Source organism: Providencia sp. PROV141, assembly GCF_028481645.1.
Taxonomy (GTDB): domain Bacteria; phylum Pseudomonadota; class Gammaproteobacteria; order Enterobacterales; family Enterobacteriaceae; genus Providencia; species Providencia rettgeri.
In genome coordinates this window covers 176,874-191,161 of the sequence record NZ_JAMPPR010000022.1, presented here as the reverse complement: position 1 = coordinate 191,161, position 14,288 = coordinate 176,874, and the positions used below count along the sequence as shown (strand labels likewise).

The window sequence follows — 14,288 nt, the reverse complement described above, 5'->3', positions numbered from 1 at the left end:
TATTTATCAATAAGGAGGAGCGATGATTATAAATAAAAATATAACGACACCAATTGTAAAAAATTCATTACCTTTATCTAATCAAAAAAATAAATCATTTTTAAATAATATAAATTCAGTTAATAATGTAGGACAAGAAGCACATTTCCCTGTCAAAGAACAGGGTATTGATAAAACATTTAATATTTCAGGTAAAAGTGAAGAGTTACATTTGAGTAACCAGAAATTACAGGCGAATATAATTAAATCACTATTATGTGAAAAATATCCTGATATAAGTTTAGATATGATAACCAAAGCCCTAGATTTGGGTCATAGTGGCAATCTTCAAGGACAAAAGTTGCAGTATCAACCTGAAAATGCTCTCATTATTTTGACATTATTAACTCCGAAGGAAATTAAGGATTCAAAGGTATTAGACTGTGCGGCAAATCTTATTAAGCAGTTAAACAATTGCAATAATGATAAAAACTTTAAGCAGGTATTGAAATCACCGCAAAAAGCCCTTGAATCAGAGCTTTTTGATAATGCTTTGAGCTCCAATAATATTGATGATCTGACTCAACGTTTCGTAGATAAGTATGTTAAACCTGCTATTAAAGAGAAATTAACACCTTTTTTATCTGAGAAAACTATCGAAGAATTACCGATGGAGTATTTATTCGACACTTCTCTTCAGGAAACCAAAAAAGAGTTAATTATGGAAGCGAAAAACCAGCTGATAAAACATAAAGTTGATAAATCAGTTGATAGACTCTTGCAGTTTCATAATATATTTTCGGCATTGGAACAACAAATAGAAATTATGGGGCAGTTAAGTGTTTCTATAAATATGGATGGCAATACTGAGAATAGTGTAACAACAAGTCCTGTGAAAAATACCAAACCAGAAGATACTGTAGATAGTGGTACGGACTCCGTTATTTCGTCAAATGGTGCAGATCCTGCATCTTCTAAATCAACCGTGAATAATTACGTCATTAACAATTATTATTCAATGCCAAAAGAATTGGTCACGGTAAATAACGAAGGAATCGAAACGAGCCAGTTTGAAAATAAAACTGTTGATAGCCACACACCTGAGTCGGTACAAAAAAATAATCCTGAAGACAATGAAAATAAAGCCAGCATGCCTCGGTTTAAAAGTACGTTAGATATTCCCCAAATTAATAACGAGCAACCAGCGGTATTAACTGGAAATGCATTGGAAAATAGCCGTTCTTCGGCTAATGAATTGCGCCAAAGCATTCTGGGCAGTTCACGAGACCCATCTGCACAAGGTCGTAGCATGTCATCAGTACCTGCGGAGTCTAAGCTTAATCTTGATATTAACGCTTTTCAGCCTAAATCAATGGTGTCAGCAGGGCGATTCGAACCCGTTGAAATCGCTGACAAGATGACAGGTGAAAAGAAAAGAAGCTGGCAAGCTAAAGCGCCGGAAGAAAAAAACATCACCTTATCAAGCCATGGGGCACTAACCCGTAACCAAGCCGAAAAGGAACGTTATGCGAATGGGCCGATAACGCCAGGGACGGAAAGAATGGGCGTTCCCAATAATATCAACTCGTTCAGCAACCGTTTTAAATCGGCAGAAATTGTTGATGAGGCGACAGGGAAAACAAAGACAACATGGAAGTTATCTGACCAAAAAACAAGTCAACCAGTCACGTTAACAGAGAAAGGAGCACTAACCCGTAACCAAGTCGAAAAAGATCGTTATGGAAGTGGCCCGATAGCATCAGGAACCGAGAAAATGGGCATTCCTAACAATACCAACACGTTTAGTAACCGATTTAAACCCGCAGAGATTGTTGATGAAGTAACGGGAAAAACGAAAAAAACGTGGCAGTTATCTGATGAGAAAACAAGTCAAACAGTCACGTTAACAGAGATGGGGGCGTTAACCCGTAATCAAGCAGATAAAGAACGCTACAACGATAATGCTACCCGTTCTGAAAAAGGTTAAGAGATGACAGCACAGAGTTTAGTTCAGCAACAATGGGTAGAAAATCAAATTAAGGAAATTCGTACTTATTCGGGGATCACCAAGCCTTTTACTATGGATTCAGCCCTAATCAGAGATTTACATATTGATTCACTGGAAATGTTAGAGTTAATAACGGCTATCGAACAGTATACAGGGCAACCAATTAACGATGAAGTTTGGATGAAATGGTATAACTTACGGGATATTACCGAGTACCTATTGAGTGTTAAATAAACAGATAAAGCCACGGTATTTATTCGAACGTGGCTTTTATTTTTAAGCTTTTTTTATTTATTTCCTATCGAATTATTGCCATCACATAAAATTCATATTTTTGTCATCAAGTGATAACGCTCACAAAATAGCATACCCTCGTTTGCTTAATTCTACGCGCGTAGACTATCCTTTAAGTAAATAAAAAACGCCAGTTAGATTTTTTGATTAATAGGCTTTGCGCCAACACCAAGGGTTTATCACTATGGCTACACAATTAAATATCGAGGCGAGTCAACAAGCTGCGCAAGAACGGCTGAGTACGCCAGAAGGAAAAAAAGATTTCCGTCGGGCGATTTTTTCTTGTTGGTTAGGCACAACCATGGAATATGCAGACTTTGCTCTCTATGGTTTAGCGGCAGGTATTATTTTCGGTGATGTTTTCTTCCCAGATGCAACACCGATTATGGCACTGTTATCCAGTTTTGCCGCCTATTCAGTCGGGTTTATCGCACGTCCAATAGGTGCATTATTTTTTGGTTGGTTAGGAGATAAACATGGCCGAAAAATGGTCATGGTAATTACGATTGCATTGATGGGGTTATCGACAACCCTTATTGGTGCGATACCCAGCCATGCACAAATTGGTGTTTGGGCGCCGGTTTGTTTGGTTATCTTGCGGTTTGCCCAAGGCTTAGGTGCGGGAGCTGAACTATCCGGTGGGACTGTGATGCTAGGTGAATACGCCCCCGTAAAACGCCGTGGCTTGGTCTCTTCGATTATTGCATTAGGCTCCAACAGTGGAACATTATTGGCCTCGATGATTTGGCTGATAGTGTTACAAATGGATAAAGAAAGCCTGATGTCGTGGGGATGGCGTATTCCTTTCCTTGGCAGTATTTTGATCGCCTTGGCCGCGTTATTTATTCGTCAACATATGCGCGAAACACCTGTTTTTGAAAGGCAAAAAGAGCAGCTTGCTGAAGAACGTCGCCTTGCATTGGAATCTGATGCAGTGGCTCATCCTGTTGATAACCGCTCATTTTGGCAAAAAACGCGTGCGTTTTGGACAATGGTCGGGTTACGTATTGGCGAAAACGGCCCATCTTATCTTGCTCAAGGTTTTATCATCGGTTATGTGACGAAGATATTGCTGGTGGATAAATCCGTACCGACAACCGCGGTTTTGATAGCGTCAATTCTTGGGTTTGCCATTATTCCATTTGCAGGTTGGCTATCAGATAGATTTGGGCGTCGTATTGTTTATCGCTGGTTTTGCTTTTTACTGATGTTGTATGCAGTACCTGCTTTCATGTTATTAGACTCTCGTGAGCCAATGATTGTTATTCCAACTATTGTGGTTGGCATGGGGTTAGCATCTCTGGGGATTTTCGGGGTACAAGCGGCTTGGGGGGTTGAGTTATTTGGTGTGCGTAATCGCTATACTAAAATGGCGTTTGCTAAAGAACTTGGCTCTATTTTATCCGGTGGTACGGCTCCATTAGTGGCATCTGCATTGTTATCTTGGACAGGTCAGTGGTGGCCGATAGCCGTTTATTTTATTGCAATGGCAAGTATTGGCTTAGTAACCACATTCTTTGCACCAGAAACGCGAGGTCGAGACTTAAACCTGCCTGAAGATGCGATATAAGTGAGCAGGGTTGTATATAAAAATCAGAGTGGCTGCTATTCTTTGGCAACGTCATGTTGGAAAAAGGAACTGCTGGGTGTCTGATACGAATGACCATAAAGTGACGCGGGTAGATGTTGCCCGCGAAGCCGGAACCTCGGTTGCGGTAGTCAGTTATGTGATTAACAATGGCCCGCGTCCTGTTGCAGAGGCAACACGGCAAAAGGTGTTAGCAGCAATTAAAAAAACGGGGTATCGGCCAAATGGTATTGCGAAAGCCCTTGCATCTGGCAGTACGCAAACTTATGGGCTAGTGATCCCCGATATTTCTAACCCGTTTTTAGCTTCTATTGCTCATGCCTTGCAGCGAGAAGCGTTTAAATATGGGCATGTTTTGTTGCTGGGTGATGCGGGGGATTCTCGGGCTCGTGAAAAAGAACTGATTAATAACCTTTTGCTCAGGCAAGTTGAAGGCCTCATTTATACCAGTGTTGACCGGCATCCCTATGTTGATTTAATTCAGTCGTCAGGCACGCCTTGTGTGATGCTTGATAGGATTGAAGCCACAGAAGGGATCAGTACCATTCAAGTGAATGAAAAGCTCGCAGCCTATAAAATTACGCGTCATCTCATTAAGCATGGCTATCAAAATATTGGCATTATTTGCGGCCCGAATGAGATGCTCAACACTCAAGACCGCTTAAATGGTTGGAAAACTGCGCTGACAGAAGCGGATTTAACGATACAACAAAAATGGATTTTATCGGGGGAATATACCCGTGATTGGGGTTACCAAGCAATCTATCAAATGAGAGAAGAAGGCTTCCCTGAGGCCATTTTTGCCACGAATGAATTACAAGCGTTTGGCTGTCTAAAAGCTTTAGCGGAATTAAAATTACGTGTACCAGAAGACATTGCACTGGTGTGTTTTAATGGGACCGTGCAATCAGAATATACCGTTCCAACTCTCACAACTGTTCGCCAGCCTGTTGATAAAATAGCGCAAAAAGCGATACACATCTTACAAAATTGGCCGCAAAAAGAAGCCATCTGTGAAGTGGAATTTGAATTACAAATCGGGCACTCATGCGGGTGCTGATGATTGATTATTTCAGGGAAATTTATGCGTTTAATTATAGATTGCGACCCCGGTAATGGGGTTGCAGGCGCCAATGTTGATGATGGGCTCGCACTTGCGCTTGCCATCGCCGCGCCTGAAATTCAGCTCGAGATGATCACGACGGTTTCAGGGAATACGCCCAGTGAAATCGGGTTCAATGTCGCCAGTCATTTAGTGAGTTCGTTGGGTGAAAACATTCCTGTCTATCGGGGGGCATCATCTGCTTTGGTTGAGGCCAGCGCGCCGTGGCGTGAGTTGCTCGATAATGGTGCTGAGCGGGCACAACTTCAGCACCTGTGGGATGGTCTCCCATCAGTACCGTGTTTACCAAAATCTATCCCAGAAGCGGCACTGCGTATGGGGGAGTTGGTGTGTCAGAACCCAAAACAAATTACTATCGTTGCGATTGGCCCGTTAACCAATATCGCGATGGCACTGCAATTGTTCCCTGAAATGGCACAAAACGTGGCGCAAATTGTCATTATGGGCGCGGTTTTTAATGTCCCAGGTTATGTTAAAGATACAAACTTTGGCCTTGATCCTGAAGCGGCTCATGCGGTATTGAGTAGTGGGGTTAACATTACCTTAGTGCCAATGGATGTGACTGTGCAAACGCAGATGGTGCACAGTGATCTCGACAGGTTTGCTTCATTACAGTCCCCCCTTAGCCAATTTCTGGTGAGCACGATGCGCCCGTGGATTGATTATTCACGAGCCACAAGGCAGCTGCCCGGATGCTGGATCCACGATGTGCTTACTGTGGCATGGTTACTCGATAAAAGTATTGCCACTTATGAGAAAAAGCAGGTGGGAATAGAGCTACAAGGTGCACTGCGAGGCAAAAGTTTTTACTATGATGCTTTGCGTTTGCGCATTGGCATACCAGCACCAACCACAGAGCCTATTACCGTATTGCAATCGGTGGATAATCAGCGCCTGCTCGATTTGATTTTTCAATCGATTAGTCGATATTCGCCAAAATCGGTATAGACGAAATAGAGAAATAGCGCCATTAGGCGCTATTTTTTTATCACTTATCACTTATCACTTATCACTATGAGGCGGACTTTGACATTATTCCGTGAGCAAGCTTTCCTTTATGGAAAGTCGCATAACGTGGTGAAATGCGTGCGACGGCCTCTGCGGAACAAGATGCATCAAGCAGCACAAAGCTGGCATCATCCCCTTTAGCTGGCCACACTTGTTGGCCTTTTTCATCTAACGGCAAAATATTACCAGTTGCGATAGCCAGTGAACGGGACAGTGATAACTCATCAGGGCGAGTGTAGAGCTGCGCGTACAAATTGGCTTTTTCTAGCATGTCACCTAGGCCAAAGGGCGACCAATGGTCAATCACGCTATCCGTTCCGGTCATCACAAATACCCCATTTTTATTTAGAGTTTTCAGTGGCATATGCAGTGTGCCAATCGGGACGGTTGAGGCGATAGTGATTTGCTGCTCAGCCAATCGTTTCGCCGTTTTCTCTGCTTGTTCAGGGTTTAATGTTGCCAATGCAAAGGCATGGCTGATGGTCACTTTACCGCGCAAGCTGCGGTTTTCATCTACCGTTTTAATCATATAATCGATAGCAGCAACGCCTGCGGGACTTGTTTCATGTAGATGAATATCCACGCCTTTGTTGTAGTCCAATGCAATTTGGAACATCGAATCGAGAGACTTTTCCATCGCGCTATCCACATTGGTTGGGTCTAAACCACCAACGTAATGAGCACCTGCTTGCATGGCTTCACGCATTAACCCTTCTGACTTGGAATGTAATAAACCATGTTGTGGAAAGGCGACGATTTCGCAAGTTAGATCTTGTTGGTGTTCTCCAAGCACTTTTTGTAAGGCTTCTAAATTTTTCAGGCCGGAAACGGGTTCGATATTACAATGGCTTCGAGCAATGGTTGATCCTTGGGATTGGATCAGCGCGATCAGCGCATTGGCTCTTTCTTCAGTGAAAGGTTGTAATTCAGGTAGCAATTTTTGCTCTAACGCGATCATATCCATAATCGTTTTACCTTCACGCGACTGTGGCGCCTGCCATGGCCCACCATAGAAGGTTTTATCGAGGTGGATATGCATGTCGCGAAAGGCCGGTAGCATGAGTTTGCCTTGCGCACTATAGGCATTTAATGTGCCATCTGCATGTTGTTTATTGGGTAAAACAGCCGCAATTTTACCGTCACGGATTTCTACGGTATGTAAGGCGGTTTGGGTACCAACGACTGTCGAATCATGGTAATTAAAACCCGTTTCGAGTAACACGTCATCGAGGTAATAATGTTTATCCGTGATACTGGATTGGCCTGCTGTTTGGCTAGCTTGGCTTTGGGCGGAGGCAAAGCCTGATACCGCGCCGAATAACGTGCAAGCGGCGGCGACTTTAGCACTGGTGGAAAGGAACTCTCTTCTGCCGGATGATTTTTCTGCTTTCATAGAAACTCCTAGTGATATCCATTTACTGCCGAATTTCCTGTTATTAAGCGATACGTATCCACCCAGATCGTCATCAAACGATCTGAGGGATACTGCAGTTTGCGACTAACAAAAAATTCGCATGATCCAGATTATAGAAACTTACCCTTGAACAATATGGGTTCCGGTTTCACCGCGTAAGGCTTCTGGTAGTTTTTCAGGGGTGGTGATGATCACTCGTTTACCGCCGTTGGCAATAAACGATAGGCTGGCTTCAATCTTCGGTAACATGCTACCCGCAGGGAAATGACCTTCTTCCATGTAGCGTTGCATGTCGCTGGCGGTGGTTTCGCCAAGTGCTTTTTGTTCAGGTTTGCCGAAGTGAATGCAGACTTTTTCGACACCAGTGGTGATAATTAAAATATCGGCATTGAGCTCTTTCGCCAACAAGGTTGTTGATAGGTCTTTATCAATCACCGCATCAACACTTTTGTAGCCACCATTGCCGTTATCAATGACTGGAATACCACCGCCACCTGCGGCAACCACCACATAATTGTGTTCTGTTAAGGTGCGGATCGCTTGTGATTCAACGACACGTTTTGGTTCAGGGGAAGCCACCACACGACGGTAACCGCGGCCAGAGTCTTCAACAAAATGCCAGTTTGGGTTTTCTTGCTGTAATTGCTGAGCCTGTTGCTCTGTAAAAAATGCCCCAATCGGCTTGGTTGGTGCGCTAAAGTTTGGGTCATTTTTATCTACTTCAACTTGCGTCACTACCGTAATCGCTTGGCGGTTATGGCGTTTTGCTAAGACGTTAGTCAAAGCTTGTTGAACTAAATAGCCAATTCCACCTTGAGTATCTGCCACACAGTTAGCCAGCGGTGTTAAAGGTAAACCTTCGGTTTCGTGTGCAATCTCTGCACGGCGCAAATCTAATCCAACTTGAGGTCCATTTCCATGGGTCAAAACAATGTTGTAATTGCCTTCAAGCATGTCACTAATGTGGTGTGCAACTTCTTGAACGGCTTTTTCTTGAGCTTCGATAGACTGGCTGTTGTTATCTTTGATAATACTGTTGCCCCCGATGGCAACAACCACGAGTTCTTTCATTGTTAATGTTTCCTGAGACAGAGATTTAGCTGATAGTAGGTGTACAGCGCACACCTACTATCAAAGGTTGGCTTGGTTACACTGACTTACTGAGTTTCTCAGATTTTTCAGCTTGTTGTTCTTCCACCGATTTCCGGCTGTCTAAAAAGTGTTTGAGTACAAATAAAGCTGCCATCATGAGGTATGCATAAACAAACATCAAGGTTGAACCAGTAGCAATTCCGACCGCTGGGGAGTGAATAATTCCGAAGAATACTAATATTGCTCCCGCGGCAGCAGCAATGGCTCCACGCAGTGGTTGATTGAGGATAGCAAAGATAGCAATACAGCCCCACAGCATACTGGCTAAAGGTGCTCCGTTACCTAAATGAACCAGACCTTGGTAATAAACCCCTTTGTGTAGCAAGGTTTCAACCCCAATAGCACTCGCAGAGGTGCCTGCTGCGCCCATAACACTATTAACCATCGTCAATGCCCAGTTAGCAATCCATGGGAATAGACAGATAAAGATAACGGGAACTTCAATTTTTGGTGTTTCTCGCACAACTTGGTTGGCGGTGACGACCCCGATAAACACCAGTATTGGTACGATAGCGGTCATTGGAATGATAGCTAACATGAAGGCACCGATACCGAATAGTGGTACGATAAACATAGTGATACCGGACGCTAATGTATAACCCACGCTTGCCCCCATGGCTTTCCAACCTGCGTGACCTACGTAAACAGTGACAGGGAATGGGTTACCCATAAAACAGCCAACTGTAGACGATAAACCGTTAGCTAACATGACTTTACGCGTATTGTATTCATCACCTGCAGCATGCGCACTTTCGATATTTTCCAGGTCGAAGATATAGTTTGCTAAACCCAGTGGCACCGCTGATGCTAAGTACGGCAGAGCGTGTGGTAGGCCTTGGAAGAAACTATCAATATGAATACCCGGTGGGTTAAAGCCAAAAGAGGCCATTGAGTCTTTGATAGCTTCAGCACTTTGTAGGCCTGAAACCCATGCCAGTACCGTACCTGCAATCAGTAGTAATAAGCCAGTTGGCACACGAGCAAAAATCGGTTTTTTACCAAACCAGTTAATGAAGATTAATAACAGCACAATGAATGAAACCGTTGGTGCTTCAAACGCTTGCAGCATTGGGTTCATCGCCAGTAACAGTAATCCTAACCCAGACAAACAGGATAACAGTACGGTGCGAGGGATCATCTTACGGATGGTTTCACCTAAGAAAGAACCACCGACGAGGATCATCGATTCAACAAAACACCAAACCAGCGCGATTTGGATCGCAAATTCCGCATTCTGTGTGGTTTGGTAGACCGGCATGATAACTAAGAACGTCACTGTAAAGATAGAAGGCGCACTCGGCCCTGATGGTAAAGCGGTGACGTCATTGCGCCCGGTTTGCTTGATCATTTGCTGACCAAAGTAAGCATAGCTCACACTGGCAAGTAAAACAGCGAAACCAAAGGCGGGCGCAATTCGGCCGTAAACAATTTCAGATGGGATGCCGACAACGAAAATTAACAGGCCCATCATGGTGAGTAGGTTGGTTAGGTTATTGGTCATTAAGCCGAAGTAGGCGGCCAAATCCCCACGTTTCCACTTGATTTTGAATATACTCATTTTAAGTATTCCCCTGTATACCCGTCATACTTTGAGCCACAGCTGTGTTGGCCGTTCTCGGCTACTCAGGTCACATACTGGTGTATGCTCCCTGAGATATCCTCGCTTGCCGCCTTGCTGCAACTCAAATTATTTAGGGTATACACTCTAGAGGGTGTATATCAGGATATTCAAAGTTGCAGTTTATCTGTGCTGCTGAATAATTAGGGTATTCGTTTTATTTTTATTGCCCAACTTTAGTCGGGCGTTATTTTTTATTACTGAAAACTAAGCGTATTTCTGTGCGTAAGACAGCATGGCCTTTTCAAAGCAATCAAACGGCGGGTGAACAATACCTGCGCCAATCATACCGATACCTGCATCTTTATGGGCAATCGCGGTGTTGATAACCGGTAGAATGCCGCTGGCAGAAACTTTTGTGATATCAATGGCGGTAGGGATACCCATAAAGCCCAATAATGGAATAGTAACATTCGGGTTTTCACCTAACGTGATTTCACGCATTTGGCGAGAGAAATCGACCGCTTCTTCAACTGTACCGCCAACCAGTGCCACGATAGCCGGTGCGGTTGCCATCGCAAATCCACCAATACCGTAGGTTTCTGTGATAGCGGAGTCACCGATATCTAAACCAGAGTCTTCTGGTTTGTAGCCCGCAAACATTGGCCCGATAACTTGCTGAGAAGGACCTGTGAACCATTGACCTGGTAACCCACTGATACGTAAACCAAATTCATAGCCATTACGTGCCATTGTTGTAACAACGGTGCTGTATTCGATGCCATGAGCCGCATCCATTGATGCTTTACACATCGCCATCCACGTTGGTCCGGAGAAGTAATCGCTGCTTGCAACAAAATCAAACACTTCTTTTTGTTGCGCAACAGAGAAATCAGTTTGAATGATCCCTGTTGTAAGCGCTTGGATAAGTAAGGTTGTTCCTGCATTGTTACGGTTATGACACTCATCACCCATATGCAGTGCTTGCGCAAGCATCAAGCGTAGGTCGATTTCACCAACGATTTTCATTGCGTCGCGTAGCATTGGGCCTAAAACATCACGCATCCAATTTAAACGATCGATGACGCTTTGGTCGTTGGCACCCATGCGCAGAATTTTTGCCATTTGCTCACTGAGGTTAGTAAACGCGCGGTTACCATAGGTTTTATTTTCAACAATGTGCATGAACATCGATGCAGAAGTGACACCAGCCATCGAGCCAACACAATCATGTTCATGGCAAGGGGAGAAAATGATTTCACCTGAAGCCGCAACGCGCTCGGCATCGGCTAAATCTTTTGCCAAGCCTTCGAAAACCAGCGCACCAGTCACCGCACCTTTCATTGCGCCACACATATCTTTCCAAGCGACAGGTGGGCCAGCGTGCAGGATAGTATTTTTGGTCATACCGGGAACGACATTAATCGCTTGGTCGTAACCAATTAACACAGGTTGAGATTGAATAATACGCTCAAGGGCTTGGGCGTTAGCAGCCGCAATTTTTTCTTGTAGTGCGGCATTACCTTCAATTTGGTCAAGGGCGCGAATAACCGCAACGTTGCCTTGTCCTGGAGGCGTCCAGTTTAAATGCGTGACCGGAACATGTTGTTTTTTCAGATCATCACTGAACATTTCGATGCCAACGTTGATGACATTTAATGGCTGCTTAAATAATGAAGTCATTATGCTTTCTCCCCTTTCCATACAAACTCACGCCCTAATAAACCGGTATTGGTGCTGCTACTTGCCCAGATGACTCCAGCATCTGTTAGCATTTTGACTTGCGCATCCATCGATGGGGTGTCTTGGTCAGTGCCCAGTACATAGCCTAAAATTTCTAATTCACGACCATCTTGTTTGGCGATGTTCTTCGCTTCTTTAATCGCATCAATCATCACACCCACAGGGTCTTCATGAGAACCAAAGCCTAAAACAAAGTCCATCATGACCACGCCCACTTCAGGGTCGCGAGCTTCTTGCAGTAAACGTTCAATACGGTTGGTTGGGTCGATCATTGGATGAGGTTTACCGTTGGTAAAGTCGTCATCACCAAAATCGAGGAAGGTGTGTGCAATACTTTTATTGAGATCTTTTAAGCGATAGTCAGGGTTTGGCTGAATATTGCTATAAACATCATCATATTTTTCCAATGCGGCAAACATCGCTTCATCACATAGCGTTCCACCGCAGAATAAGCCACGAATGTATTTCTGCTCAGGCTTCAGTTTGGCTCTAACTTCATCAATTAGCGGTAAATTGAGCGGGTGTAAATCTAAATCTTCTTTGCGAATACCGGTTAATAGAACGGCTTTCAGTGCCGCTTCTTTGGTGCTTTGGGCGAAGGTTAAACCCGGTTTGTCTTCTGGCAGTGGTTGGCTACCTAAGAAGCACACAACAACAGGTTTATGGCATTTTTCCGCTTGCTCTAGCACTTTTTTAGCTACGCTAGGGGCTGGTGGCTTAGAAATCAGTGCGATAACTTGGGTTTCATCATCGGCATCGAGCATTTTTAGTGCATCAATCATCATGATACCGCCAATTTTTTCGCTTAAATCGCGACCACCAGTACCAATTAATTGAGAAACACCTGCACCAAATTCGTGAATACGGACGCTGAGTTCTTGGCTACCCGTACCGGATGCACCGATGATACCAATGCTGCCACGGCGTACATCGTTACCAAAGCACAGCGCAGTTCCATTGATAATGGCAGTTCCGCAGTCTGGGCCCATCATCAGCAAGCCTTTCTTGCTAGCAAGCTGTTTGAGCGCGAGTTCATCTTCAATGGAGACGTTATCGGAAAACAGCATAACGTTGAGGTCATTTTCTAGTGCAATGCGCGCTTCACGGGCTGCAAACTGACCGTTCACTGAAATGACGGCAAGGTTGGCATCTGGGATATGTGTTTTCGCTGAATTAATAGTGGCATATTTAGCTTCATGCTGCCCGCCACCTTGGTTTTTCTTATTAAATAACTCTTCGATAGCAATTAATGTGGCTTCGTTAGCATCATCGCTTGGGCCTTTAATGACAATCATTAAATCGCCATTTTTGGCCTCTTCTAATTCAGGTGTTAGTAACCCTAAATTACGTAAAACGCCTTTGTTCATCTCTGTTGCCATCGCGACAAACGCTTGTTCGACATTGTCGAGCTGATTGGCTTTTGTCGAAATAGACATCAGTGATACGGAATCAAAATAGGTATTCTTTTTTATGACAACTTTAGTCGACATAGTTTTCTCCGAAATAATGGGTGATATACAGGGCATCTCGCAAGCCAAATAGCATGTCGCTGCCAGAACTCGACCCGATATTTAAAATCTCTAAAAATTGTGGATAAATATTGGTTTCTTTCGCATCAACTAATGATTGAATTAATTGCTGCATATTTTCGCGATATTCTCGGTTTAATGCTTTTTCTAATGTGATGGCACTGATTGGTGTCGTTTGGCCTAGGCTTTGGGTTATTCCCTTAAAAAATTCAGGGTAAAAAGTGGCAACCGGATGACCGATTAATAATAAAAATGCCATTAACCCAACTAAGTAATCATCTCCTGAAGGAGTTAGCCCGATACCCAATCCAACAAACTGGCGGATCACATAAATAATATTTTCTTTGTTTTTTTTTATTATTGATTCAATCAATTCAGAGCGTAATTGAACCAATTGCTTCGTCATAGAGAGATAAAAAAAATTGTCTCCCTGATATTTAAATAGAGAGCTTTTATTTTCAGTTAAGATTAAATCCAAACTACTTATTTGTTTTTCGATATATAATAAATAACTTGGTTTTTTCAGTTTGTTATCATTAAAGTTGATAACTGGTTGTTGCCATTCTTTACATAAAGAAAATGATAATAAATAATTATTACCAACCAATATTTCTTTATCTAATAAATTAATGGACTCTCCATCTTTAATATCGAAAAGAGAAAAGTCTTTATTGATTAATCGGCAACTATTTGGAGCATTATCTAACTGAGAACAAAGCAATGTATAAAGTACATTATCAATAGAAAAGTTAATGGCTTTATTAAATACTTGTTCTATCGTTCCTTGGGGGGAGGGCTGATGCAACAGATTGAGAAAATGTGTATCAGCCGTTAACCCGTATAACCTTTGCCGATGAGATATGGATGCGTTCACATGCCTCCTTATCCTATT

General features: G+C 43.3%; 11 protein-coding genes. 5 read left to right on the top strand and 6 right to left on the bottom strand.

Translation table 11 applies throughout. From position 1 onward, the window contains the following. The first annotated feature begins 22 nt into the window (after nucleotides 1-22). The 5 genes from PSF09_RS15645 (at nucleotide 23) to PSF09_RS15625 (ending at nucleotide 5,940) form a co-directional block, all read left to right on the top strand. On the top strand, nucleotides 23-1,966 hold the full coding sequence (locus tag PSF09_RS15645) for a hypothetical protein (RefSeq protein WP_272684122.1): 1,944 nt from the start codon (nucleotides 23-25) through the stop codon (nucleotides 1,964-1,966). Nucleotides 1,967-1,969: 3 nt separating this feature from the next. Continuing rightward, entirely contained in the window at nucleotides 1,970-2,221 is a 252-nt protein-coding gene (locus tag PSF09_RS15640; RefSeq protein ID WP_272666157.1) for an acyl carrier protein, read from the top strand. A 244-nt stretch (nucleotides 2,222-2,465) separates the two neighbouring features. Further along, nucleotides 2,466-3,851 carry an MFS transporter gene (locus PSF09_RS15635; RefSeq protein ID WP_272666156.1) on the top strand — a complete coding sequence of 462 codons (1,386 nt, stop codon included), beginning with the start codon at nucleotides 2,466-2,468 and terminating at the stop codon, nucleotides 3,849-3,851. A gap of 76 nt (nucleotides 3,852-3,927) precedes the next feature. Continuing rightward, nucleotides 3,928-4,929, top strand: a complete 1,002-nt coding sequence (locus PSF09_RS15630; RefSeq protein WP_272684121.1) for a LacI family DNA-binding transcriptional regulator — start codon at nucleotides 3,928-3,930, stop codon at nucleotides 4,927-4,929. 24 nt (nucleotides 4,930-4,953) lie between these two features. Next, a complete protein-coding gene (locus PSF09_RS15625) occupies nucleotides 4,954-5,940 on the top strand; it encodes a nucleoside hydrolase (protein ID WP_272666153.1) in 987 nt (328 codons plus the stop codon). Between the two features lie 64 nt (nucleotides 5,941-6,004). On the opposite strand, the gene PSF09_RS15620 is transcribed toward PSF09_RS15625, so the two are convergent. From PSF09_RS15620 to PSF09_RS15595, 6 genes are all read right to left on the bottom strand, one after another. Further along, the gene (locus tag PSF09_RS15620; RefSeq protein ID WP_272684120.1) at nucleotides 6,005-7,393 is read right to left on the bottom strand and encodes an amidohydrolase family protein; all 1,389 of its coding nucleotides are present in this window, start codon (nucleotides 7,391-7,393) and stop codon (nucleotides 6,005-6,007) included. A gap of 141 nt (nucleotides 7,394-7,534) precedes the next feature. Further along, complete coding sequence (locus PSF09_RS15615) at nucleotides 7,535-8,485, bottom strand: carbamate kinase family protein (protein WP_272684119.1); 951 nt, start codon at nucleotides 8,483-8,485, stop codon at nucleotides 7,535-7,537. 76 nt (nucleotides 8,486-8,561) lie between these two features. Further along, on the bottom strand, nucleotides 8,562-10,124 hold the full coding sequence (locus PSF09_RS15610) for a xanthine permease (protein ID WP_272666147.1): 1,563 nt from the start codon (nucleotides 10,122-10,124) through the stop codon (nucleotides 8,562-8,564). Nucleotides 10,125-10,391: 267 nt separating this feature from the next. After that, entirely contained in the window at nucleotides 10,392-11,807 is a 1,416-nt protein-coding gene (locus PSF09_RS15605; RefSeq protein WP_109912345.1) for a DUF1116 domain-containing protein, read from the bottom strand. Then, nucleotides 11,807-13,357 (bottom strand): acyl-CoA synthetase FdrA, encoded by a 1,551-nt coding sequence (fdrA, locus tag PSF09_RS15600; RefSeq protein WP_272666145.1) that lies wholly within the window; start codon nucleotides 13,355-13,357, stop codon nucleotides 11,807-11,809. Before fdrA ends, PSF09_RS15605 begins: the two co-directional genes overlap by 1 nt. Then, on the bottom strand, nucleotides 13,347-14,270 hold the full coding sequence (locus PSF09_RS15595; RefSeq protein WP_272684118.1) for a DUF2877 domain-containing protein: 924 nt from the start codon (nucleotides 14,268-14,270) through the stop codon (nucleotides 13,347-13,349). The genes fdrA and PSF09_RS15595 overlap by 11 nt, the downstream gene beginning before the upstream one ends. Nucleotides 14,271-14,288 lie beyond the last annotated feature (18 nt).